The following is a 26,172-nucleotide window of genomic DNA, read 5'->3' as shown; positions in this document are numbered from 1 at the left end:
TTTACAGTGATTGAGGGCTTCTCTTTATGTGAATAGAACGGATTTAAATCATATCTAGCGGTACTTTCCAAGAAGGTATTGGGAAAGCTTCGTCCAGCTTCCAAATTTCATCGTTACTTAGCGTAATCAAGCCTGCAGCAGCATTCTCAATGACGTGCTTACGAGAAGAAGCTTTTGGGATAGAAATAACATCCTCTTCACGCATCGTCCAAGCTAACATAATCTGAAGCGGAGTTGCCTGATGTGCACTGGCGATTTCCTGAACGACTTCACTCTCGATGACTCCTTTTCGGAGTGAACCAGCTTGAGCAAGCGGTGAGTAAGCCATTACCGGGATCTTGTGACTTCTCTGCCATGGCAGCAGTTCAGTTTCAATTCCTCTGGACCCTAAATGATATAGAATCTGATTGGTTGCACAATGCGTTCCCCCAGCAATACCAAGCAGTTCTTTCATATCGTCGACATCGAAATTGGATACACCCCATCTTGCTATTTTTCCTTGTGAGACTAGTTTCTCCATACCGACAACAGTCTCTTCTAGTGGAATATCTCCCCGCCAATGCAGCAAATAAAGATCCAGATGATCCGTATTCAAGCGTTTCAAGCTTTCTTCACAGCTGCGGATAAGGTGCTCATTCCCGGCATTATGTGGATAGACTTTTGACACCAAGAAAACTTGATCCCGAATACCTTGAATAGCCTCACCTACTAAAAGCTCCGAGCGTCCGTCCCCATACATCTCAGCCGTATCTATTAAATCCATGCCTAGCTCCACGCCTAATCGCAGGGCAGCAATCTCTTCCTCCCTACGGGAATTGTCGTCACCCATATTCCAAGTTCCCTGCCCAATTCTGGGAAGTGACGTTCCATCTGGAAGCAGCATGCGGTTAGATTGGTTCATTCTTGCGATTTCAGCCAAATGTTCGATTGAATCCTTAGTCATATTAAAAATCCCCTTATTGAAGTATTGTATACTTACTTTATACGACCTATAAGAACCTTTCTAAACATCTGAATCGTGTCCAATTTATAACTAATCTCTCTTTTGAAGAGAAAAAGTAAAGAATGAATACCTAACTAAGCTATCAGCTTTAGTCCCACAGCGGCCCCCAGAATCATAATAATACAGACGATCCGGCGCCAGTCTTTGGCCTCTCCATACAATATCATCCCCAGAATCGCTCCGCCGGATGCGCCGATCCCCGTCCAAACCGCATAAGCTGTTCCCATCGGCAGACTCTTCATAGCTAAAGACAGGAACAGAAAGCTTGCTCCAAAACCAAGAAAGAGCAGCGCGAACGACAGGAAATTCCGGTGTTTATTCAACCTATTAATCATAGCTACTCCAAACATTTCAAATAAACCAGCAACGACCAGAAATACCCATGCCATTTAAGACTCCCCCTTTACTTCGGCTTCTTTGGTCACCATTTTCAATCCTATAACGCCTCCCAGCAAAATAACCACTAGAACCAGCTTCATCAATTTGAACGGTTCTCCGAATAAAACCATGTCCGCAACTACTGTCCCTGCAGTTCCTAGACCAACAAACACGGAATATACCGTGCCGACCGGCAATTTGGTACTCGCTGAAATCATCACATAGAAGCTTATTATTATAGCTACCACAGTTATCAGCCACTCCCACATCGTGGAGGCATGTTTTAAGCCGATGACCCACATGACCTCGAAAACAGCTGCACCAACTACCTTTAACCACTCTGAATTGTTCTTCATTCCAAGCCCTCCTTCAATTCACTAACTTTATAATTGCCCACGAAACAAACAAATAAGCCCGGAAGGTCATCGTCATTTATAACGATACCTCCCGGGCTTTTATCCCTCCGTGTAGACACGAACAATGCTGTTCGTGCGTTTTCCCTCGGACCAGACCAGCTGTGCACCAGCTGCGGAACCCTAGAAAACAATAACTATTAAGTTACATCGTATGGTAGCAAATCGGGGTGATAAAATCAACCTTTTCTAAATAAAAGTTTGACAACAATTCTGAAATAGGGGTGAACCAGTCGATCCACAATTCCCCTGCATCTTACTAAGCGTTTGTAAGTTTAAGGATCTTCATCAAATGGAACAATAGCATTGCACTCTCTTGGCGCTCAGTTTTTTTACCCAACTGGAATTGGAACGGACCGTCCGTCGGCAGAATTCCATTATCCAAGGCAATAACATAATAAGGTTTTACCCAATCCGGCAACTTAATAGGAAGTGCTGTCGAAGAGGTTTTATTAATAGTTGTGTTCATTTCGCCATATTTCAAGGCGTTGACAAGCATAACAATCATCTCTTGATGCGTAATTTCTTGATTCGGACGGAATGTTCCATCTGTAAAACCGTTTATCAGACCAGCATCGATGGCAGCATTGACCTGCGATACATACCAAGCACCTTCCTTAACATCCTTAAAACTTCTAGAAGCCTCCAGCTTCGGTAAAATACCTAAAGCACGATTTAGCATGGTGGCAAACTCAGCACGCGTGACAACAGATTCCGCCTTAAAACTTCCATCAGAATAGCCATTGATCACGCTTCGGTTCGCTAAGGCTAAGATACTGTTTTTAAACGGATTGCTGTTATTCAGATCATTAAATTGTGTATGGTTTTGAACTACAGTATATACAGAGTTCCCTTTACGTTTCATTGTGACCTGCAAAACTCCATCCTTCCATTCCCAGATGGTAGGAACCGGAACGTAAGTCTGTGTGACCGAATCATAGGTCAGGCCAGTATAAACAGCGTTAGCATCTTGGACTACGTTAAAATTCATCACATGACCGACATAACTTGAGAAATTGGAAAGAATACGATCCTGACCACTTCCAATCAATTTAACTTCATACTCCACAGGTCCTCCCAGCGTAACACTGGTAGAGCCACTCAGTTGAGTAGTCAATTTGGCCTTGTAGTCACTTGCTGCTTGCGCAATCGTAATGATAACACTCTGCCCCGAACCACTGTTCCCGGAAACTGCCAAGAACAAGGAATTTACAGGGAGCTGAATCTTGCCCGATGATGATTCCAGAATAAGTACAGCATCCTTAGAGTTATTATTAATACTTGTTAATAAACTTAAATCTATCTGAAATTGACTGCTTTGAGTTGGCGTTTTTTCATCAGCCTTGATAATGATTACTGGATTTTTCTTGAATTCAGGATCATTTATTGTCTTTGAAATAAACGCTGTTGCCACTTCAGTCATAGATGACTGGGTTCCATCTGTGTTTTCTTTGATTGTGGTTACTACCTTGGCACTGTCATTAGGGACAGCACCCGTGCTGCCACCGCCACCAGTTCCGCCACCACCAGTTCCACCGCCGCCAGTACCACCGCCGCCGCTATCATTTGTAATAGGAGGTACAACGACTAAAGTCCCCATACTTTCAATTTTCTTGGCTGATTGCCGGGTTATAAGGAGCTTCTCCCCCGGATTTCCAACGTTACTTATAGTAATCGTAATTGCGGTTTTGTTTGGATCAACGATCCCGTAACCAAGTAAACGGGTTAGTCGCTCATTGTAAACACGAACGATATCTCCGGCGACCAGGTTATTCACAACGATATTATCCGCTTGCACCTGGTATTTGTGTATAGTAATGGACGATACCAAGATATCTGGTGTGACTTTATCTTCAAGAATTGATCTGCTATAGAATGGTGATATGAAATCATCATTTTCCATGAAAATACCGATTGCTAAAGCTTCCACCGGCACATTTCTTTCAGAAATAGTAAGGGAGTAACTCTTTTGCCCACCATTTACTACTGCGATGGCATCTCCAAGCTCACCTTCTTCATTGATAAAGTATAAGGAATAGCGGACACCTGGTAATTCAGCGATTCCAGATTTCCATGTCACTGTACCCGAAAATTTATTGATGTCCGGATTCGTATCTGTGACTGAAAAGTCCACAGGCAGATAACTCGGCGCATCATAGATTGGAGCCGTTGTATGAACATCAAGTGTTCTTTCACTTCCATAATCTACAAAACGAACAACCGGATATACCCCAATACTTACCGCTCCTGCGGACAGAGTCGAATGGGATATTTCATAAACAAGGAGTGAATCTGTCGATAATTCTGTCTTCTTATAGATACCAATCTGCTTAAGTTTATTTCCATTCTGATCAAGATAATAGGCTGTATAATTCGTAATACCATCTTGGTTAGCAGGAGGTTCAAAAGATAAATAACCGTCAATCGCGCCAAGTGTCAAGTTTTCGTCCACGAAGATGGCATTAGAAGGCTGACGCCCCTCATTCATTATCGCCTGCATCTCTTGAAGGTTATTGAATTTATATAACCTACCTGCATCGGATACAAAAATAGTATGATCCGCATCAACATATGTGTGCTGGTTGAACATTAACAAATCATACAGTTTGGTAAAGCTGTCTCTGTCGTAGACGGCGCTGTTACTGAATACGAGGCTGCCGCGCGCGTAGATAATTTGCTCCGCATAGGTCCCGTACAGGGTAGACGTTTGATTCGCATCCATTCTACGGTTCCCAAAGTACAGACTACCTTCATCGAGAAAGAGCTTTGCATCATAAGAACCACTTTGTACGTCTTTTCTCTCTATCACATCAAAATTATCAGAGTTGTATTTATAGAGAGAGAAGGTATCTCCACCATACAAAATATGTTGATCCGGGAGAAGCAAATAGGTGCTGGAGCGATTGATCCCAGTTTCCTTTTCATATACTGTATCTGTAACCGAGGTATAGACTGCCGAGGTTACACTGATACCGCCTCCAAATGTCCCGCCGTAATATAAAATTCGATTATTGTTATCAGGATAGACATCAAGCGGATAGTGCTTAGTGGTAATTTTGCTGACAGCAGCATCTGATGGAATACCATTTTGCAGATCCATAATATTGATATTGTTTTCACCTTTAAAGAGGATATAGAGCTTATTATTAAGTATTTTGATCTTACTCGGGTTGGAACCAATGAACATCTTCTTTACATCTCTCATATCTGTCTTACTGATAGTGACAAGCTCATTAGTGCTTGCCATAATAGCATAGATATAAGGAGAATTATCCGTAGTAGTCCAATCCGTAATCGCTTGATTGCTTCGAATGGAATAAGCATCTGTCGTTAACAGCGAAGTGGGTCTAGACGGGATGGTAAGTCCAATTCGGGTAATACTTTTGGCATTATCGAACCAGTTCGATTCACCTGCCAGATAAGCTTGACCGTTCGAGTCGAGCAAAGCAAATCTTTTGTCGGAAGGGAATAACGCCAATGGAGTATAGGTCTCCTTATCGTATACCCCTTGCGTAGTAAGAACATATGTATCTGATACATCCAATATAACAGCTTCGAGATAGGTGTAATCGCCATTCGTTCTCGAGTAGGTACCCGTGGTCTCTATCAAATTCCTTTTATTGAACTGATGCCCACCAAAATATACGGATTGATCATCCACAAAAATATGCTGAAGCGATATGGAATTTCCTCCAATCTCCATATCGTCGTCAATATCCTGGCTCAGCACGGCACCGGTCTTAATATCTACAGCCGTTATTCCGGCATATGAGGATATTTCACCGACAAACAGCATATTGGAGGACTCATCAACTGCCAGAGCCACACCGTTATATAAAAAGTTTCGGAATAATAGACTGTTCGTATGATTGGACTTGTCATATTTATAAACCCCATTACTAGTACCATAGAAAAGATATTTGGAAGTAGCAGCGACTGAGTTGGGGATTCCAGTTGTGATTATCGTGTTCGAGATTTGTTGAGTGGACAGGTCTACTGTCTTGATCATCGTCGCTCCGGAAAGCGCGATCTGCAGAGATTGCCCATCCCTTGCAAGATAAGACGGGTTCGAGCCCACATTGAGCGTCTTCTCAATCTTAAGATCACTAAGCCGAATAAAATAAAGATTATTCTCCGCGCTGGAGATGGCATAAATATAGCCCGCTTCTTCATCCATTACCCAGTCTGTCAAATTAGCCGGAAGCGGAAGTTCTAAAGGCACAGCTGAGGAATCCGCACTCGCTGTGGGAACTCCAACCCCCAGTGAGTTAATCAGTAAAATAAATAATAACACTAGAATAAAATAATTCTTCCCCTTTTTCATGTTCGCGCTCCTTGTATTTTTTTGTAATTCTAGCAATTTTGATCATACTATAGAATACCAATATTTTCTACTTGGATTTAAAGCTACTGCCCTCTCGACACAACGCTACACATAGGCAGCACAATTCGTGTTCCAAGGATTGAACTGCAAAGAAACCAAGTTTCTGTTCAAAACAGTTAGCCGCTTATATTCTTTTTCACAATCCATTTATTCAATATTATGGTACAATTTAAGAGAATACAGCTTATAATGAACAACTAGGAGGGCGATCTAATGGTCTTTGGGATACTGTTTATTGGAGTCGTTATATTTATAATCATACAGTCCATAGTTAGTAATGGTTCAAACTCGAACAGTAACAGATTTGAGAGAAATAGACGAGATGACGCCGCCAGCATGTCTTTTATGGCAGCTAGTCATCCACATCTGATGGATCCAAATAACCCGAATCATTCTAATCACCAACATCACCATCAACACCATCACGGGAGCGACTCCAATCACCATTCTGGACATGACAGCGGTCATAGCTGGGGCGGAGATAGCGGGCACAGCAGCGGGGGAGATTTCGGTGGCGGAGATGCTGGCGGCGGTGGCGGATGTGATTAGAGCGTTACTCTATAACAAAAGGAAAAGGGCATCCCTGATATTGCTTCAGGAATGCCCTTTTTATGTTTATTACTTTTTTAAAACACCAATAATCTTTGCTTGCGTGTGACTTAAAAAATTCTCAGCACCGTGCGGGTGTAGTGGTTCACTCCAAACAAATCCGTCTCCTTCGTATCTAGGGATGAGGTGCATATGGTAATGGGTCAGGTCGTTAAACTTCCCTCCATTTTGGCAAATGCTTATACCATCTGGTTCGAACAAAGTCTTCAGAACAACTGACAACCTCTTCGCCCCGTCCATTATCGCATAGGAAGTCTCTGAGTCGATGTCTTCGAGATCCCAATAATGCTTTTTAGGAAGGATCAGGAGATGTCCTTCGTTAAACGGAGCGATATCTAGCACACAAGTAATAAATTCATTCTCATTTACTACTTTTACGTTAGGCTCAATTCCGTTAGCAATCCGACATCCCAAACACTCCATATAGCACACTCCATCCCATAATCAAAGGTCATCTCTATTATTGATTAAATTGAAACCGGCTGATAAGCACCTCACCGTTAAAAACTACATAAACATCCCTAGTACCCGTCTCCACGGATACTTCGTCTTTCAATGTGCTCCACTGTTGCAGAACTCCACCAGAAGGGACGGTCACGGTTCCAACCAGTTTCCCAGCTGCGCTTCCGGTTCTGATCTCAATGCTGCCACCTTTTGCAGAGGAGACCAGAGCTTCAATTGCTACTGCTCCATGATCGAACAATACGTCATTAAAAGCGATCCAAGCGCCCTCTTTTACCGGATGTACCGAAGCCCCGCCTGCTTTGCATTCGTCCAGATATACGCCTTCGTAGTCATCATAGTTCTCTGCTTTGGTGTTGTTATATAAATTACGGGAAGGAATGATGTCCCCTTTCACCGTTACTACTGAAGATAATTTAATATCAGCAGAAGAACGGCCGATCAGAATTGCGTATTCTCCATTTTCGACGCAATATTGTTCGCGTGTAACATCCCAGAATGCTAACTCTGTAACTGGTAATGCAAACTCTATAGTATTCGATTGACCTGCGGCGATGCTCACTTTTTCAAAATCCTTCAGCTGTTTAATCGGACGTTTGACCCGGGAATCCAAAGCTTGCACATATAACTGAACAACCTCGTCCCCATCGACTGCTCCAGTATTATCCACTTGAACGGAAATGTTAAGCGTATCGTCTTGCTGCAGTTCCTTTGTGCTCAAATTTAGATTCTTGTAATTCACTTCAGCATAACTTAGGCCGTGACCAAAAGGATACAATGGCTTACCGTCAAAGTACATATAGGTTCTTTTACCTTTGATAATATCATAATCCATCAGCTCAGGCAGCTGCTCCACAGAACGGAACCAAGTCATATTCAGCTTGCCAGAAGGACTGTAATCTCCGAACAACACTTCTGCAATCGCATTACCAAGCTCTTGTCCACTGTGGGATGTATACAATATTGCCGGGATATTCTCGTCAATCCAAGTGGAAGAAATCGGATAACTGCCGACAATAACTACCACTGTATTCGGATTCGCTTCATAGACTGCTTTGACCAAACGTTCCTGCTCTTCCGGAAGTACAATATCAGGTCTGTCGATTTCTTCTTTTCCGTTAAGAAGTGGATGATTACCGACAAAAACCACTGCTACCTCAGCTACTTTGGCAGCTTCTACCGCAGCGTCCAGTCCGTTTGTAACGATGTTCTTTTTGAAAAGACGAGCGTCCGCACTTGCGTCCTGATCTGCAACCTGCAGCGTGCCATCCTCAGCATTCACAGAGATCAATTTGTCATTCCAAGTCCGCAAAGAGACTTTACCCTCAGCTTCCGGGACGATGTTCAGGGATTCTTTTACAAACCACCCGTAGATTTCATCAGCAGATGCTGTAAGTGTCTCCGCTTCGCTTAAAGTTACATACTGTCCACGACTTGTCGCCTTCAGAGTATTGTTAGTCCAGCCCCAAGCGGTATGTTGGAACAATTCTCCGTGCTCTGCTATGTCATGTTGTACAGCCAGCCTTCCGTCCTCACCCGTGATTCCAATGGCTTGGCCGTATGCAGCTGAGGTAAGAATGATTTGATCTGCGCCGCTCTCAAAAGTAACTTGTTTACCAGGCAGTTTCTTACTAACACCTTGCAGTGGAGTCACTCCATAAGGTAATGTGCCGGAATACCAGTCTCTGAAAGCTTCATCGCCAAGTGGACCAATAATCGCCACTTTGTTTAATTCAGTCTTGCTCAGTGGCAATGTTGCCTGATCATTCTTCAGCAGCACAATGGATTGTTTGGCAGCTTCCAAGGAAAGCGCGGCATGTTTTTTGCTAAGAATTACGGAATCGTCGATTGCTGTGTATGGATTACCTTCAGCGGGGTCAAACTCTCCCAGACGGAAACGAACTCTAAATGTGTTAGTTAGTGCACGATCCAGATCTTCCTCTGATAGTAGGCCTTGGTCTAGTGCTTCATGAAGAACCTTGATCGTCTCTTCAGTTTCTTCTGTTACGCTGTCAATTCCGTTTTTGATAGATTCCGCCATCGACTGTGCAAAAGATTCATAATACTTATGATCCTTCACAATCCCAAAAAGATCACCAGCATCACTTACGATAAAACCGTCCATGTCCCACTCGCCTTTGACAACATCCATGACTGCCGGATGAAGAATAACAGGCACGCCATTCACCGAGTTATAGGCTGTCATCATAGACTGCGCGCCACCTTCTTGAAAAGCAGGCTTAAATGCTTCCAGATAATACTCACGCATATTTCTTGGATCAATGCTGGCGGAACAATTTCCGCGTTCGATTTCGTTGTTGTTCCCTAGGAAGTGTTTAAGCGTTGCGACCGCTTTCAAATAGACCGGGTGATCGCCTTGGATTCCTTGCACAAGTGATGTGCTGAGTTGTCCAGTTAACTCTGGATCTTCACCGTAGGCTTCTTCCGTTCTACCCCAACGTGGGTCACGCTCCATATCCACCGTTGGTGCCCATAACGTCAGGCCATTCACCGTTGGATTCTTTTTGTAAAATGCTCTTGCTTCATCTCCAATGGCCGAGCCGATTTCCTTCATTAGCTCTGGGTTCCAAGTACAAGCCAGTCCGCTTGGCTGAGGAAAAGAGGTCGCTTTTCCAAGCCAGGAAATTCCGTGCGCCGCTTCTGTACCATGCTTATAGGCTCCAACGCCCAAACGCTCTATAGCCGCTTGATACTGAGGGATCAGACTTACTTTTTCATCAAGCGTTAATCTGGAGATCAAATCCTGCGCTCGGTCATTTAAGGGTAAATCAATCTGTTGAAATGGATATTTAGATGTCACTGTTTCCATCATAATCGCTCCTTCGATTCAAGTTGATAGCGGTTTCATATGTTCTCAAGGTAGTTGTCTGTGTCTAACACAAATCTGGTCTATCAACATAATCATAGAAGATTAGCTCGATAATTAACACCTTAACAATCTAAGTGAAAATCAGGTCAAAATTAGAGATTTATGGGGTGCTTCGCTCGCCCGTCTCCCTTGGTGAAGTGATGCGGATGATAACGGGGCGTTCTCGGCCCTCTTTCGCTAAATTCCAGCCTTTTGGGTCGGATCTGGGGTATTTTTACCCCTCTTTTGCTCAATTCCAGCCTCTTGGGTCGCATCTGGGGTATTTCTACCCCTCGTTTGCTCATTTCCAGCCTTTTGGGTCGGATCTGGGGTATTTTTACCCCTCTTTCGCTCAAATCCAACCTTTTGGGTCGGATCTGGGGTATTTCTACCCCTCTTTTGCTCAATTCCAGCCTTTTAGGTCGCATCTGGGGTATTTTTACCCCTCTTTTGCTCAATTCCAGCCTTTTGGGCGGTATCTGGGGTATTTTTACCCCTCTTTCGCTCAATTCCAGCCTTTTGGGTCGGATCTGGGGTATTTCTACCCCTCTTTTGCTCAATTCCAGCCTTTTAGGTCGCATCTGGGGTATTTTAATTGCCTTACCATAACTGAATATCCTTTAAGGAATGGATATATTCATATTTGCAGACTCTACCGCTCTCCTGAGAAACTATGGGGGAAAACTTTCCTTTTTCGCTGAGAGCACTCAGTCCTTTTCGAGCCGTACGCTTATCAATCCCAAGCTCCCTCACCAAATCAACCGGACGAATGCACCCATTTCTGCGAACCGCAATCCGCAAAATATCACACTCCAGTCGGCTAAACTCCCCCTGCTCCTCCATCTTCACAGCGAGGTAAGGCATCAGCAATGGTCTTAACAAAGTAATCGTAAGTTCAGGACTCGCACCCAGATCATCATAAGGAATCGCCACTACCCGATAACCTGCGATTTGCAGATAGGTCTCTCGATTCAGCTCCTGCCTGTAGCGCGTTCGGTCTGTACTTTGCACATGTGGGCCGTAGCCTTTAACTTCAAACGCAAACTTAACCTGGCCAGGCTTCCACACAAAATCAACAAAGTAGGGCTTGCTACGCCAATCCAATACTTCATATTCAGGATGAAGGTCATTGAAATTCCCCATCATAGGCCACCATACCTTCTCCAAAAACATCCGCTCACCATGGCCATGTCCACGCTCCAATCTCCCCCGCCGTTCTCCCGTTCTTCTACTAATATGATCCTCTACCCACTTACGATGCTCCTCCGTAAATCCCATACGTCACCCTCCTCCTTGGCATAAAAAAATCCCGCACCCAATATGGGTACGGGACGTGCTTCGTCCTATTACTCAAAAGTATAGTATTCGCTTTCTGATGCTGTCAATAAACACTCTACATTCAATGCTAGATCCAGCAAAATTTAACTAATCCATCAAAAAAGCTAGTTGGTTTAAGTACGTTGCGTTAAAGCAAGGCCAGCTTAAGTTAGCGCTGTTAGAATTAGTTCAGTTACCGTCGACTCAACTTCCCATCCCAGCTACTTACCCCGCCCTGCAAATGTGCAAGCCGAGTATACCCCTGCTTACTCAGAATCCGCGCTGCACTTTTGCTTCGCATACCGCTGCGGCAGTAGAGCAACACATCCCGATCCTTAGGGATCTCACCGAGCCGATTTTCCAACTGAGACAGCGGGATGTTTTTCGCCCCCGGAATAAATCCACTCTTGTATTCATCCGGTTCGCGGACATCGATCAGCAGCCTATTTTGGGATTGCTCCATTTCGCTCCGAAACTCTGCCACCTTCAACGTTCTTACACTTACACTTGCGCTTTTACCAAATCCGAGACGGGACATTAATGAGCTTAAATCCATTATCCTTCACAACAACCTTTCACCGAAATGTCGGAGAGTGTTCTTTTACTTCCTAAAAAATCACCATTTACCGCATATAACTTTCGAAAGCCCTGCTTATACAGAATTCTCGCAGCTTTGTTTCTTTTATAGTAACTATCAGCAAGGATTAGAACAGAATCGCCCGGAGATAGACAGTGCTGCCAGACATAGGCTAACCGCCCGATCGATATATTTATCGAGCCACGGATACTATCCTTCTCATAATCTACGGCATCTCTAACATCGAGCATTTTCATGTCCAGTGATTGATCTGCTAATTCGCGAACGTCACGGGCTTCTACATAGGAGAGTGAACGGACTGGCCAAGCGGAACGTAAGAACCTTACTATACTAAAAGCAATTACTATACTCAGTAGGATCCTAAACATCATGTTCATCTATTACCCCCGTACCAAAAAATCATCCGTCCAAGCGCTTAATCCACCCGTCATGTTCACAACGTTATAACCCTTTTCGCTCAGCAGCTCACAAGCCAATCCGCTTCGACCACCACTTAAGCACATTACAATCATCTCTCCATTAGGATCTAGTTCATCTATACGCATCAACAGCTGCCCAAGCGGAATATGCTTCGCACCGATCACATGTCCCTCCACCCATTCGGCGGGTTCGCGTACATCTAGCAGCATAGGAGCCTCTCCATTCTTCAGACGTTCCGCCACTTGCTGAGGGGTAATTTCCTTTGGAATTTTAAAAGACATCGAGCATCTCTCCTTCTCTTTTTTAAAAATAACTTGATTTTCATATCACTATATCATAATATTACGATATAAGGATATTGTAAAGCGAGGAGTTCATAACCATGGACAAAAATTTCAAAGCCTATAATCAAACCGCCGAAACCTTAAAGGCTATCGCTCATCCCGTTCGCTTATGCATCATTAAAGGTCTGCTTGAAAAAGGCAGCTGCAACGTTAGCTTCATGCAGGACTGTCTCGACCTTCCACAATCTACGGTATCCCAGCATTTGCAGAAGCTTAGAGCTCTAGGCATTGTCGAAACCGAACGTAATGGACTGGAAATTAACTATTCTGTTAAAGACGAGAAAATCAAACATCTAATTCAGCTATTTTTAGGGGAGGAATAAATCATCATGAGTAAAAAAGTACTGATTGTCGGAGGAGTTGCAGGAGGCGCATCAGCGGCCGCCAGACTTCGGAGATTAGATGAAGAGGCTCATATCATCATGTTTGAACGTGATCCGTACATTTCTTTTGCCAATTGCGGACTGCCTTATTATATCGGAGGTTCCATTCAGGATCGCTCCAAGCTGCTGGTTCAGACACCAGAGGCGATGTATAAACGTTTTAACATCGATGTTCGGATTCAAAGTGAAGTGGTGTCTATCGACCCTGTGAACAAGAAAGTAAGAGTAGAAAGTATAGAAAAAGGCTCCTATGAAGAGAGCTATGATGCGCTTATTTTATCACCCGGCGCTAAACCGATTCGTCCGAATCTACCTGGTATCGAGAGTTCCAAAATTCACATGCTGCGCAACATTCCCGACACCGACAAAATCAAAACCAAAGTCGCAGCCGAAGGCACTCGTTCCGCCGTTGTGATCGGTGGTGGGTTTATCGGTGTTGAGATGGCGGAGAACCTCAGAGAAGCAGGTCTGGAAGTAAGCTTGATCGAGGCGGGTCCACAAATCTTAGCTCCGTTCGATACTGAAATGTCTTCTATTTTGGCAAAAGAGCTCGACGAGCATGGCGTTAATCTTATTTTTTCCGATATGGTCCAGGGGTTTGCAGAAGTGGGTGAACAAATAGAGGTTCAGTTGGCAAGTGGCACTGTGCTTCAAAGTGATATGGTTCTGTTGGCTATAGGCGTTTCGCCGGATACCTCTTTCCTGAAGGATAGTGGCTTAGAGTTTGGTCCACGCGGCCATATCTTGGTCAACGAGCGTATGGAGACAAATTTGGATCAGGTCTATGCAGTAGGTGACGCGGTCGAGGTGGTTGATTTCGTGAACGGAACTAAAACTGCTATTCCACTAGCTGGTCCTGCCAATAAGCAAGGACGGATTGCTGCGGACAACGTCAGTGGTCTAGGCACTACCTACAAAGGTTCTCAAGGGACTTCTATCATTAAAGTATTTGGTGTGACTGGTGCTTCTACCGGCAATAACGAAAAAACATTACAGCGTTTGGGCTTACCGTATCACGTGATTTATGTTCATCCAAGCTCTCATGCAACTTATTATCCGGGGGCAACTCCAATATCAATGAAGCTGATCTTTGATCCAAAAGGTACGGTGCTCGGTGCACAAGCCGTGGGGTATAGTGGTGTAGATAAACGTATCGACGATATCGCTACAGTTATTCGTTTTAGAGGTACGGTCACTGATTTGACTGAGTTGGAGCTATCTTATGCCCCTCCTTATTCTTCCGCTAAAGATCCAGTGAATATGGCTGGTTTTGCTGCTGAAAATATTTTGAAAGGCATGACTACAGTATTCGTTCCTAAGGATTTAGAAGGTCGTGACAACAACAATACCATTTTAGTTGACGTACGTTCGGAAATCGAGCATGCCAACGGTCATATTGAAGGCTCCATTAACATTCCAGTAGATGATCTGCGTGGTCGTCTAGCCGAGCTTGACCCTAGTAAAGAAATTTGGGTGTATTGCCAAGTTGGACTTAGAGGCTACACAGCTTCTCGGATTTTGCAGCAAAAAGGTTTCCGTGTGAAGAACCTGACCGGAGGCTATAAGACATATCAACTGAATAAATATTCACCTAAAAAAAAAGATAGTCTGACGCCAAACGCAAGTATTTCAGCAACAGCCCGTAAAGAAATCGCAGCAACGGGAGCACCGGCGGGAACTGATACTGCTTCAGCTGCAGCCAATACCAACGCTACAGCTTTCGCAGCCAACTCCAGCGCATCTGTATCCGCCCCTGCCAAACAAGAGTCGGATCTAACACCTGATTCCGTGCTTGATGCTTGCGGACTATGCTGCCCTGGGCCGCTGATCCAAGTCAAGATGAGCATGGACCCGCTCTTGGACGGGCAAGTCTTAAAGGTAACAGCTTCCGATCCGGGATTCTATGAAGATATTAAGGCATGGGCTCGCATGTCGAAGCACACGCTTTTGCAATTAACGAAGCTGCCTACTGGCATGATTGAAGCTTATCTGCGCAAAGGCATTACCGCGGATTCCGTACCAGCAGGAGCACAGCCTGTCCAAACTAGTAATGCAAGTACGATGGTGGTATTCAGCGGTGATCTGGATAAAGCGATCGCTTCCTTCATCATTGCCAACGGAGCTGCCTCCAGCGGCAAAAAAGTGACGATGTTCTTTACCTTCTGGGGTCTCAATATTATCCGCAAGGATGAGAAAGTGCCTGTGAACAAGAATATTATCGGTAAAATGTTCGGAGCGATGATGCCACGCGGCAGTCGGAAGCTAACACTTTCGAATATGAACATGATGGGCATGGGCTCCAAAATGATCCGCTCTGTAATGAAGAACAATAATGTCTCTTCTTTGGAAGAATTGATTCAAATGGCTGTCGACCAAGGCGTCGAGATCGTTGCCTGCCAAATGTCCATGGATCTTATGGGCATCACCCGTGAAGAACTGATTGACGGCGTGGGAATCGGCGGCGTAGGATATTACCTCGGTCAAGCCGATCAATCTAGTCATAATCTATTTATCTAAATACCTTAACACTGCAAAGAGACTCCTCTATTTATATAGAAGAGTCTCTTTTTTTAGCCAAATGCAGAGGCATTTGGGCCAATCTCCTTTGACTCACATACAAAAACAGGGAATTCACAGCCGCTTAGGCATACAATTCCCTATTCTTCAAATTTAATTAGTTTCTTCTACAAGTGAAATTGCAACCGGATCTATGATATTAGTAAAAGTGCCATCGCCAAGCTGGGCTAACCCATTATATCCCCAAGTCAGCAAGGCTCCCTCCTCGCTAACCGCACCGCTGCTCATATAACCTGCACTAATAATGACGATGCGACTGCCAAGATTGAGCTTAGACGCGATGGAACGCTCCGACTCAGCTCCACCACCAAGCTGTCCCTCGTTGTTCGCTCCCCATATCCATACGGTTCCGTCGCTCTTCAGCGCTATGCTATGCAAGGCGCCAGCGGATACGCTGATCACTGAACCAAGATCCACCGCTTGAACGGGTGTATAATGATCTTCGGTAGTCCCATCACCCAAAACCCCCTTGACGTTCGTTCCCCAGCTCCACACGGTTCCGTTCTTTTTCACTGCCATGCTGTGATAGAAGCCAGCTGATACGGACGCAACGCCGCTTAATTCAGCAACCTGCATGGGAGTCGCGTGGTCGGTCTTTGTGTTATCACCGAGCTGACCATACGCATTGAACCCCCAGGCGTAAACCTGACCATCGCGGCTAACTGCTAGATTATGAAAGGCTCCGGCCGAGATCGATACGATAGACTCCAAGCCTGCAACCTGCACCGGTAATGCGCTATCCTCGGTGGTCCCATCTCCAAGCTGCCCATATGCGTTAAGTCCCCACGCCCACACCGTTCCATCGGACAATAACGCCAACGAATGCTGCTCACCCGCTTGAACCGCTACGACACGCGCCAATCCAGGCACTTGCTGCGGCACAAGCTGGGACTCCAACGTACCATTACCCAGTTGGCCCACACTATTGCCTCCCCATGTCCAAACCGTTCCGTCCGTCGCGAGTGCGATAGAATGGTCTTGTCCAACGGATGCGGCGCTTATCTCCGGCAAACCAACGATCCGCACAGGCTTATTACGAGCAATGGTCGTGCTATCACCCAGCTGACCTTTCCTATTATTGCCCCAAGCCCATACGGTACCCTCCGGCTGTACAGTCAATGTATGGAAGGAATTCCCGTTGCCCATGCTCATAATCGGGCCAACATCACTTACATCATCAAGTGTACGAACCTTCAACTCGTTGCTAAAAGCCGATTTGTTCCCCGATTGGTCTATAGCTTGTACTAAAAAGATGTACTCCTGTCCAGCCTTTAAGTTGATGGCCGTGTAGACTGTTGTGCTTACTGTTACTTCTGCCAACTGATCGGAGTCCTGATATAGAACATACTCCGCAACTCCGACATTATCCTCGGATGAACTCCATGCCAAGCTAATACTACCCGATGTGCGACCGATAAGACTTAACTCGGGTGTACTCGGCGGTTCTTGATCGGCTAAAGGAAGTTCCTCTTCCTCCGTTGTCGGAGGTTGTGGTTCCGCTGGAAGCGTACTTGCAATTAAAGGGAGGCTTGTTTTGGACATAGGTCCGGATAAATTTATCGCTTGGACCGTAAATGTATAGCTCCGTTCGGAAGCTAATCCCTTCACCGTATACTCCGTTAATCCGCCTGAATCGAAGTTGTAGACCACATCGGCCACGCTAGAATTAGTCTGCTCCACTAGACTTACCTTATAACTCACATCGGAGTCAGAGCTTCCCACTACGGCATCCCAGGTAAGGCCGATGCTTGTGGAGGTTGTGCCGCTAACTGCCAGATTCGCCGGTGCAGCCAGCAGCTTTACCTGTTCGTATGAACGTCCCTTTGCATACCCCACAGACGGAAATTGAATGACGAATGGAAATATAAGAACTAACACCAACAGTAAGCTCAATCTTTTTATCGAAACTAGCTTCCTTGCCATATTTAATCACTTCCTATCAAACAAAATGGATGGTTCCAACCCCAAATCTTGCATTACTTAATCTCAATTCCGGCGCTCGCATAACCTGTTAGTGTAGTTATCGAGTCTATACCCGAAGTTATCGTAGGGACCACTACTAACATTAAGCGATCGCCAGCCTGAACAGCCGCATTTAACCCTGTAATTGATCCGGTACTAATAGATCCGACAGATATTATTCCTGTCAAACTAGGCGCCAAGGATACTACTGCACCACTAATAGGAGTAAAAATGTTGCTGTTACTATCCGCTTTAAATAATTGTGCTGAAACGTTTAAGGTCGTGCCGATTAAAGACATTGCTTCAGTTGTGCTGAAGGAAGTATAGATTGATGTAATCGTACCATTACGTGGAATGATAAACGCTTGGTTGTATGGATCTTTTGTAGGATCAGATCCATTACTTCTAGTTAAATCTATTTTTCCACCTACTATACTAGCTCCTGAGTATGAACTGCCAAATCCGAGCATCGCCACTCTGTTGGTTAATCCCCCGAGGGCTGTCGTTATGGTAATTGGTGCGCCTGAAGAGAATGGAATTATTGTTGATGCGCCAGATGCCCCGGTTGCTCCAGTTACCCCTTGAACTCCTTGAATTCCCTGTGCGCCCGTAGATCCGGTTGCCCCGGTTACCCCTTGAATTCCTTGGACTCCCTGTGCGCCGGTTGCTCCGGTTTCACCTTTAGAAACAAGTAGGGTATAGTCGTTATTTAAATCAGAGGGTACTCCGGATGGGTTGTTTATCGTAACGATGTAGATACTTCCCAAATAAGTAACGACTTGACCTGCATGATAGGAACTCGTTGAATTGAACGGAACGATTCCATCTAAACCAATTCCAGTTGCGCCAGTTGCTCCGACTGCTCCAGTCGCTCCGACTGCTCCAGCCGCTCCGTTAGCTCCAGTTGCGCCGACTGCTCCAGTCGCTCCGACTGCTCCAGTCGCTCCGACTGCTCCAGTCGCCCCGGTCGCTCCAACTGCCCCAGTCGCTCCGACTGCTCCAGTCGCTCCGTTAGCCCCGACTGCCCCAGTCGCTCCGACTGCTCCAGTCGCTCCGACTGCGCCAACCGCTCCGGTTGCTCCAGTTGCTCCGACAGCCCCAGTCGCTCCGTTAGCTCCAGTCGCCCCGGTTGCTCCTGTCGCTCCAACTGCTCCTGTCGCTCCGACTGCCCCAGTCGCTCCGACTGCCCCAGTCGCTCCGACTGCTCCGGTCGCTCCGACAGTCCCAGTCGCTCCGTTAGCTCCAGTCGCTCCGACAGCCCCAGTCGCTCCGTTAGCTCCAGTCGCTCCGACAGCCCCAGTCGCTCCGTTAGCCCCAGTGGCGCCGGTTGCTCCAGTGGCGCCTTGCGGTCCACTGGAGCCAGAGGACCCGTTTTGACCTGCTGCGCCAGTTGCGCCCGTGTCTCCCCTATCACCTTTTTCACCTTTCGAACCTGTCTGGCCTACTGCCCCCATTCCCAATACTTCAATGAAGGAAGCCATTCCTCCATTATAAATGAGCGTCACCAAAGACCCCGTAGGGAACACGCCCTTGCCATTGTCTCCGAACAAAACAGAATTGCTATTGATTTCGAACTTCTCCGTCTGACCAGTACTGCTTAACACTTCGATCGAGTTTTTGGACATCGAGACGACAGAGCCATGGATAATCCGATCGGATACTGTGCTCGCAAATATTTCCGTCTTAGATAAGATAGCGGCAAACTCGGCGCGAGTAGCCGTCTGCTTAGGCTTGAAAGTATTATTAGGGAAGCCAGATATGACATTGCGGTTAACTGCGGCATTAATGTAGCCTGCTGCCCAGTCCGACGCGTCTGACGCATCCGAAAAACCAATGTTGCTATCCTTAAACTCGGTAGCCTCGGATTCCTTGCCTGCCGCACGAATAATTAGACGTGTTATCCACTCTCGACTTGCTTGCTCTTTTCCCCAGATGACGGTGTTGAGTCTCACTTCCTCGCTTGGAATCACGAGGCCGATGTCAATGGCTTGCTGTATCCATACAGTAGCCCATGAATCCACGGTGAAGGGCAGGCTTCCGCCATTTGCCTTAGGCTGCTCATATCCCATGAACCTGAGCACCATAACAACCGCTTCCTGATTCGTGACTGGACGGTTCGGGCTGAAGTTGCCGGAACCATCTCCTTCAATTACCCCAAGCGCGGAGGCTTTGGTAATATACTGGTACGCCCAAGAGGTAGTATTAACATCGCTATAAGCTGCTGCACTAGCCCGTGGTAGAATACCGCTATAAGCAGGACTCAATGGCGCAATCAATTGACTCATCAGAATAAACGCCATCGAGCTCTTGTAAGCTAACTGCTTGCCACTCTTCTTACTACTTGCCTTCGTCCTCTTTAGTCTTGCCATTACCTAAGTCCCCCTCGAGTTTATAAAGTTATGTATTGCTTCAAATAATCGCGATTTGCCATAACGCTCGGATACTCCGGTACATAGCCCCCAGCTATCTCATTGTGATAGTGAGCTTGTTCGTATTGTCCTAAGCGATCATAACAAACGCATAATTGTAAATGCGGCAGCCACGTCCATGACGGAACTTCTACTCTAGCGTTAGGTTCAGTCGGCTTAGGTACTTCCGTGGCGAGCTTATACCAAAAAGCAGCATTCTCGAACCGTTGTTCGATCAGCTCATAAGACCCTAATTGGCAACAGGCTTCTGCTCGGGGAGGCGACAATGCAAAGGCTTGAAGTACTTTAAGCTTAGCTTCTTGAAACCGGCCTAATTGTGACAACGCATCTGCGGCACGTCGGCTAGCGAACAGCTTGTCCTCCATCCAGCCATTCGTCATTGCAATGAAGGCATCGTATTGCTCTATCGCTCGCTGCCATTGGCCGTGGTCGTATAACTCGTTAGCATAGTAAAATATATCCCGCGGAGTGAAGCTCGTCTGCGCTTCCAGCATCCCCTCATAAATGAGAAGATTGCGCGAAGACTGCGTATGCTTCCGATCATGCGTTATGCCTAACTCGGCATAGAACACATTGCCTGTGACCTCCAGGTACTCATGAACAATTCCAATCCAACGGAAGCCACAACTTCTTCTAACCAGACGATTCCGCCTCAAGCTCGAAGTTACGTTTCCGTCCTTATCATGTTCGAGATAATAATGCATCGATACGGCATCGATATCCCAGGGTAATCCGGATACAATGGACCGAAGAGCCTCTGCATCCTCTGACTGCAGATAATCGTCCGCATCCAGCCACAGGAGATACTCTTGAGTGGCGAGACTGAAGGCATAATTCCTTGCCTTGGAGAAATCGTTCACCCACTCGAAATCATAAACCTGAGCTCCATAAGAAGCCGCAAGCGCTTTCGTTCCATCACTCGAACCCGTATCGACAATAATAATCTCATCGACTAGCTCCCGCACGCTGGATAAACAACGTCCTAAGGTGTGTTCTTCATTCTTCACGATCATGCATAGGCTGACCGTGATCTTCCGTGTGCCGCTATGCAAGGACGAAGTTAAATCGAATCCCCACTTGCTTATGGCCTTAGCACGATTCAAAATTAATCGGTTATTGTACCAATCGGGATCATTGGGATTTACTGAAGGAGACTCCTTCCGGAAAACTACGCATCCTTCGGCTATGTAAATATCCAGATTCATAGATAACGCGCGGTAACACAGATCGTCATCCTCATAGGATTCGACCTCAAACCTCTCATCGAAGGACCCGATCTGCTCAAAATAGTGACGCGGCATCATCATTAGCAAACTGACAAGCCTAGGAACCCGGGTCCAAGACATCGATTTCCCGATGGCAAGCATCGATGCCGACTGATAGAGTTGCTCCATGTTCTGATAAACAATCGGAATCCTTTGGCCGCCACTAACGTCATTCATCCTCGGACCCACGATCGCAGCATTCGGGTGATGGTCCAGACAGCCCGACAACTGCTCTAGCCATCCCTCATTTACCATGATCTGATCGCGGATAAATACAAGACGATCACCCGAAGATGACACCGCGCCCAGATTAAATGCCGCTGCAACCCCTATGCCCCTGCTATGAATGACATGAACGCCGTATTCATATGTGAGAAAATTCGACACTTCGGCAGATTGGTTATCCGAGACAACAATCAGTTCATAGGATATAGACGTATATTGCTTAATTCGATCCAGACATTGTACGGTTAAGTTAAAGTGCTGAGCCAACAATATAATGCTAATATTCATTCGCTTTGTACCATCCATTATTATTTAGTTGTAGATCGCTTCCAGATATGGTTAACTCCTGATGCCATGCCAATATCAACGCTTATTTCCTACTACATTCGACAATTTACATAAATCTACCATTCTATCCATGGTGCAATCAAGACAACTAAAGTTGCTATTTACTACTCGCCTATACATCAAGAAAATTATCGATTATCTCATCTTTTTCATACCACTACCAGCATCTTGCACATGTCATTCCAACAATATATATAAAAATAGAGCATTTAAATAGTGTACGTTGTCATCACTTTTGTCATATGACAATATGTTATTTAATGGAATTTTTATGATTTAGAGTGAGATGAACGAGAGAATGTAGGATCATTAATCCAATCCTCCGAACACCAAAAAAGCTACCTCTAAGGGTAGCCTTTGTCATAAAATAACGTTATTTGGAGAACGTTGAGGATCACTCCCTCAAATTCCACTTCATATTTGATCTTAAACCAACGATTGTTCTAACCCGCTTTTGGAAAATAACCCTTTCTCGATAACCATGGCTTGAAATATTTTTCGAACTTCTTCGAACTGATCTCCTACTCTACAGCCAAAGCATTAAATTCTTGCAGATCCTTGGCTAAATCTTCTTCTGTGTATTTCCCTTGACCGAAACCAACCAGCGCCCGTAGCGGCATATATTTCATCATCGCCATGAACATTTCCGGATTATCATCCATCGCACCTTCCATGCCAAAAATACTGCTGAACTTCTTCACTTTATCTGCCGTGCGTGGATTGTCCAGCAAATCACCAACGGTACTGTTGCGATGATAACTTAATGCAAGCGGAGCAGTCGATTCCACTTCAATAGAAGCAGTCAGACGAATATCCCGCGAAGATGAACCGATAGCAATCTCAAAGACTCCACTTTCCACATGCCAATCACCAATGTTAACGTTGTAATAAGCAAAGGAGCGTTTATCCAGTTCAAAAGAAACCTCTTGCTCTTCCCTAGGCTGAAGCTCTATCTTCTGGAAGCCCTTAAGCTCCTTAAGTGGACGGATCACGCTACTCTTCACATCGCTAACATAGAGCTGAACGATTTCTTTTCCTGCGCGAGTACCCGTGTTTTTGACGGTGGCCGTAACTTGTACGTTCTCGGTATCTTTTATGCTGCTCTTGGAGATTCTCAAATTGCTGTATTGAAACGCTGTGTAGCTTAGTCCGAAGCCGAAAGGAAACAGCGGTTCAAGCTCTTTTTTATCATAATAACGATAGCCTACAAACAAGCCTTCTTTGTACTCTACCGTATCCCCTTCACCTGGGAAATTAAGAAAGGATGGATTATCGCTCAGCTTCATCGGAAAGGTCTCTGCTAGTTTACCACTTGGACTAACCTCTCCAAACAGTAAATCTGCCACTGCACCGCCAAAAGCCTGACCGCCTAGATAACCTTCAAGAATCCCCTTAGTTTTATGAATCCAAGGCATTTCTATGGGTGAACCATTGCTGAGTACAACAACGATATTGCTTTGCACCTCAGACACTGCTTCGATCAACGCTTTATGGCTCTCTGGAAGCGACAAATGACTACGATCATAACCCTCTGATTCATAGTTATCCGGAAGTCCAAGGAACAATACGGCTACATCCCCTTTTGCCGCTGTATCCCGTGCCTCTTGTAGCAAAGCTTCATTAATCCCGTCATGATTCAGTTCATATCCTTGCGCATATAGCAGTTCGGCAGAACCTGCATGGGCCTTCATCTCTTCAAAAGCATCGTCCAATTTCGTCGGATTCACATGTGAGCTGCCCCCGCCCTGATAACGCGGATTTCTAGCAAACTCGCCAATGACCGCAATCGTTCCTTGCTTTGACAGCGGCAGAATGCCTTCCTCATTTCTAAGGAGAACCATACTCTCCCGCGCCACTTCACGAGCCAGACGGTGATGCTCATCAGCATTAAATGAAGCATTATCTTTACGCTTCTCCACCGCCTTAAAAACAAAGGTAAGTAACCGTTCCACTGCAAGATCTAACGTTTCTTCAGACAGCTCGCCACTTTGTACTGCTGCGACAATCTTGGCATCACCAATGCCTCCGGTTGACGGCATTTCCAGCTCCAGTCCTGCTTGTAGAGCCTTCACCCGTTCATTAACCGCTCCCCAGTCGGAAACGACGAATCCCTCGTAGCCCCATTCATCTCTAAGAATCTTTGTCAGGAGAAATTCACTCTCGGAGGCATATTCACCATTTACCCGATTGTAAGAGCACATCACGCTCCATGGCTGACTCTGCTTAACTGCGCCTTCAAAGCTAGCCAGATAAATCTCCCGCAGCGTCCGCTCATCAATCACAGCATCTACAGACATTCTCCGGTGTTCCTGATTATTAGCAGCAAAATGCTTAAGCGAGGTGCCTACCCCTTCACTTTGCACACCTTTGATATGATTCCCACCCATCTCCGAAGAAAGATAAGGGTCTTCCGAAAAATATTCGAAGTTACGGCCGTTCAGCGGGGAGCGCTTAATATTTGTTCCCGGTCCGAGCAGAACAGCAACGTTCTCTGCTTGACACTCTTTCCCGAGTGCTTTACCTACACGACCGATTAACTCCCGATCCCAGGAAGAAGCCATCCCTGCTGCCGAAGGAAAACAAGTCGCGGGTACACTGTTATGGAGTCCGAGGTGATCGGCGCTCTCTTTTTGCTTGCGTAAACCATGGGGTCCGTCCGTTACCATTAAAGAGGGGATTCCGAGTCGTTCAATGCCCTTTGTATTCCAGAAATCAAGCCCTGAGCAGAGTCCTGCTTTCTCCTCAAGGGTCATTTGTGATATGAGTTCATGAATGTTGGTTTTCATAAAAATACCTCCTCTGAATGTATACTATCCCCATTTTAATCTACTTCATGTTAGATTTATGGCATTATCATTGTATTTTTGGTATTCTGGTTGGGCGAGGGGGTTGAAAGAATGTTGAATCATTTGGACGGTTATGAAGGAGCTCAATATATTTGTAAAGTGTTGTATGAATCGCTGCAAATTCCTGTGTTTCTGCTAGATGCCAATCGGAGAATCCAGCTAGCGCTGCCTACCTCTTCAGAGAGCGCCCCGTGGGTTCATAACCTCAATGAGCTTCTTTCAGAAATTGCAGACTCTACTAAAAGCGAGAACAACTCCGACCACGATAGCTCAAATGCCTCTATACCGATCATCCGCACCACTAACTTCCTAGAGAATTACATCCTTCTCCATCTGCCCTCAGGCAGCAGTAATGGGGGAAGCATTGTGATCGGTCCTACACTTTATACTCACCTTTCAGAGGACAATATGACAAGTCTGATGCGTGACCATGAAGTTCCATTAAAGCTTCAAGAGCAATGGATGAAATACTACCGCAGCTTGACCGTGCTAAATAAAATGAGACTCTACCATACCGCTATGCTGATGTACTCGCTCGTCACCGGAAAGACGTTATCTCTTAGCGAACTGCTACTCGACACCCGAACTCTTGAGCATAAACAGCCTCCCGCAGGCAGTCTGGACTTGGATGTTTCCTATCGACGTGAGAATACATGGCTGCACCACGAACCCATGCTGGAAAAAGCTCTATTTCACCATATCAAAAATGGAAATAAGGCTGAGCTACTTCGTGTCCAAGCAACCTTCTCTGAAGACAATTATGGAGTACTCTCCAAGAAGAGCCATTTACGTAACAAAAAGAATCTGGCGATCTCCTGTATTACGCTCGCTACACGAGCTGCTATTGATGGAGGGCTGTATTGGGAGATTTCTTATACCCTCAGCGACTTTCATATCCAGCATATCGAAGAACTAAAGGATGTTCCGGCTGTAGATCATGCTATTCTTAATGCGCTTTGCGATTTCGCCGACCATGTCAAAGAGAGCCGGATGACGAAACTTTCGCGCACCGTGGCCCTCTGTCAGAATTATATTTTTAATCACTTATATGAGGAACTCTCCTTAGATAAGCTGGCTGAAGTCGCTGGATTGAACAGAAGCTATCTCTCCCTATTATTTAAGAAGGAAACAGGATTCACCATCAGTGATTTTATTCAATTCGAGCGGATTGTAGAAGCCAAACGATTAATCGAATTACCGAGCATTAGCTTATCTGATATCGCTACGAGGCTACATTTCAATGACCAGAGCTATTTTACCAAAGTGTTTAAGAAATATACTGGCACCACACCTAAACAATTCAGAAGAAACTGGGAAAGCACGCTTTAAGTATAGATAAC

Annotated in this window: 19 protein-coding genes and 1 riboswitch; of the genes, 5 read left to right on the top strand and 14 right to left on the bottom strand. The window is 45.6% G+C overall.

All coding sequences use genetic code 11. The features are described from left to right. Nucleotides 1-43 precede the first annotated feature (43 nt). The 4 genes from MKY99_RS07425 to MKY99_RS07410 all read right to left on the bottom strand — a co-directional run bounded on the left by MKY99_RS07425 (nt 44) and on the right by MKY99_RS07410 (nt 6,118). Complete coding sequence (locus tag MKY99_RS07425; protein WP_076298148.1) at nt 44-943, bottom strand: aldo/keto reductase; 900 nt, start codon at nt 941-943, stop codon at nt 44-46. A gap of 134 nt (nt 944-1,077) precedes the next feature. After that, nucleotides 1,078-1,392 (bottom strand): multidrug efflux SMR transporter, encoded by a 315-nt coding sequence (locus MKY99_RS07420; RefSeq protein ID WP_042125359.1) that lies wholly within the window; start codon nt 1,390-1,392, stop codon nt 1,078-1,080. Next, entirely contained in the window at nt 1,393-1,737 is a 345-nt protein-coding gene (locus MKY99_RS07415; RefSeq protein WP_339269649.1) for a multidrug efflux SMR transporter, read from the bottom strand. 86 nt (nt 1,738-1,823) lie between these two features. After that, nucleotides 1,824-1,932, bottom strand: a riboswitch (guanidine-I (ykkC/yxkD leader). Between the two features lie 121 nt (nt 1,933-2,053). After that, the gene (locus MKY99_RS07410; protein WP_339269647.1) at nt 2,054-6,118 is read right to left on the bottom strand and encodes an S-layer homology domain-containing protein; all 4,065 of its coding nucleotides are present in this window, start codon (nt 6,116-6,118) and stop codon (nt 2,054-2,056) included. 273 nt (nt 6,119-6,391) lie between these two features. Here MKY99_RS07410 and MKY99_RS07405 point away from each other — a divergent pair, with 273 nt between their 5' ends. Further along, a complete protein-coding gene (locus MKY99_RS07405) occupies nt 6,392-6,727 on the top strand; it encodes a hypothetical protein (protein ID WP_339269645.1) in 336 nt (111 codons plus the stop codon). A gap of 69 nt (nt 6,728-6,796) precedes the next feature. On the opposite strand, the gene MKY99_RS07400 is transcribed toward MKY99_RS07405, so the two are convergent. Then, nucleotides 6,797-7,210: an HIT family protein gene (locus MKY99_RS07400; protein ID WP_339269643.1), complete on the bottom strand. Its 414-nt coding sequence runs from the start codon at nt 7,208-7,210 to the stop codon at nt 6,797-6,799. A 37-nt stretch (nt 7,211-7,247) separates the two neighbouring features. Beyond that, nucleotides 7,248-10,079, bottom strand: a complete 2,832-nt coding sequence (locus MKY99_RS07395) for a glycoside hydrolase family 3 C-terminal domain-containing protein (RefSeq protein WP_339271538.1) — start codon at nt 10,077-10,079, stop codon at nt 7,248-7,250. 252 nt (nt 10,080-10,331) lie between these two features. Here MKY99_RS07395 and MKY99_RS07390 point away from each other — a divergent pair, with 252 nt between their 5' ends. After that, nucleotides 10,332-10,727 carry a hypothetical protein gene (locus tag MKY99_RS07390; protein WP_339269641.1) on the top strand — a complete coding sequence of 132 codons (396 nt, stop codon included), beginning with the start codon at nt 10,332-10,334 and terminating at the stop codon, nt 10,725-10,727. Here the strand turns inward: MKY99_RS07390 and MKY99_RS07385 are convergent. From MKY99_RS07385 to MKY99_RS07370, 4 genes are all read right to left on the bottom strand, one after another. Beyond that, nucleotides 10,719-11,396, bottom strand: coding sequence for a hypothetical protein (locus tag MKY99_RS07385; protein ID WP_339269639.1), 678 nt, complete (start codon nt 11,394-11,396; stop codon nt 10,719-10,721). The two genes, MKY99_RS07390 and MKY99_RS07385, sit on opposite strands and share 9 nt — an antisense overlap. A gap of 232 nt (nt 11,397-11,628) precedes the next feature. After that, nucleotides 11,629-11,991 carry a rhodanese-like domain-containing protein gene (locus MKY99_RS07380; protein ID WP_339269637.1) on the bottom strand — a complete coding sequence of 121 codons (363 nt, stop codon included), beginning with the start codon at nt 11,989-11,991 and terminating at the stop codon, nt 11,629-11,631. Further along, nucleotides 11,991-12,404 (bottom strand): rhodanese-like domain-containing protein, encoded by a 414-nt coding sequence (locus MKY99_RS07375; protein ID WP_339269635.1) that lies wholly within the window; start codon nt 12,402-12,404, stop codon nt 11,991-11,993. Before MKY99_RS07375 ends, MKY99_RS07380 begins: the two co-directional genes overlap by 1 nt. A 9-nt stretch (nt 12,405-12,413) precedes the next feature. Next, entirely contained in the window at nt 12,414-12,734 is a 321-nt protein-coding gene (locus MKY99_RS07370) for a rhodanese-like domain-containing protein (RefSeq protein WP_339269633.1), read from the bottom strand. 101 nt (nt 12,735-12,835) lie between these two features. On the opposite strand from MKY99_RS07370, the gene MKY99_RS07365 reads away from it, so the two are divergent. Further along, complete coding sequence (locus MKY99_RS07365; protein WP_042185935.1) at nt 12,836-13,120, top strand: metalloregulator ArsR/SmtB family transcription factor; 285 nt, start codon at nt 12,836-12,838, stop codon at nt 13,118-13,120. A gap of 6 nt (nt 13,121-13,126) precedes the next feature. Further along, nucleotides 13,127-15,697: an FAD-dependent oxidoreductase gene (locus MKY99_RS07360; RefSeq protein WP_339269631.1), complete on the top strand. Its 2,571-nt coding sequence runs from the start codon at nt 13,127-13,129 to the stop codon at nt 15,695-15,697. 153 nt (nt 15,698-15,850) lie between these two features. Here MKY99_RS07360 and MKY99_RS07355 read toward each other — a convergent pair whose 3' ends face one another. The 4 genes from MKY99_RS07355 to MKY99_RS07340 form a co-directional block, all read right to left on the bottom strand. Further along, a complete protein-coding gene (locus MKY99_RS07355; protein WP_339269629.1) occupies nt 15,851-17,680 on the bottom strand; it encodes a fibronectin type III domain-containing protein in 1,830 nt (609 codons plus the stop codon). Nucleotides 17,681-17,733: 53 nt separating this feature from the next. Beyond that, nucleotides 17,734-20,088, bottom strand: coding sequence for an exosporium glycoprotein BclB-related protein (locus MKY99_RS07350; protein WP_339269627.1), 2,355 nt, complete (start codon nt 20,086-20,088; stop codon nt 17,734-17,736). Nucleotides 20,089-20,108: 20 nt separating this feature from the next. Then, nucleotides 20,109-21,944 (bottom strand): glycosyltransferase, encoded by a 1,836-nt coding sequence (locus MKY99_RS07345; RefSeq protein ID WP_339269625.1) that lies wholly within the window; start codon nt 21,942-21,944, stop codon nt 20,109-20,111. 563 nt (nt 21,945-22,507) lie between these two features. Next, nucleotides 22,508-24,772 carry a glycoside hydrolase family 3 C-terminal domain-containing protein gene (locus MKY99_RS07340; RefSeq protein WP_339269623.1) on the bottom strand — a complete coding sequence of 755 codons (2,265 nt, stop codon included), beginning with the start codon at nt 24,770-24,772 and terminating at the stop codon, nt 22,508-22,510. Between the two features lie 111 nt (nt 24,773-24,883). Between MKY99_RS07340 and MKY99_RS07335 the strand changes: the two genes are divergently transcribed. Further along, nucleotides 24,884-26,161 carry an AraC family transcriptional regulator gene (locus MKY99_RS07335; RefSeq protein ID WP_339269621.1) on the top strand — a complete coding sequence of 426 codons (1,278 nt, stop codon included), beginning with the start codon at nt 24,884-24,886 and terminating at the stop codon, nt 26,159-26,161. Nucleotides 26,162-26,172: the final 11 nt, after the last annotated feature.

This window comes from Paenibacillus sp. FSL R5-0470 (assembly GCF_037975205.1).
In the GTDB taxonomy this organism is placed as follows: Bacteria; Bacillota; Bacilli; order Paenibacillales; family Paenibacillaceae; genus Paenibacillus_AQ.
Note: the sequence above shows the minus strand (reverse complement) of the source record. Positions and strands in the feature narration are given on the sequence as shown.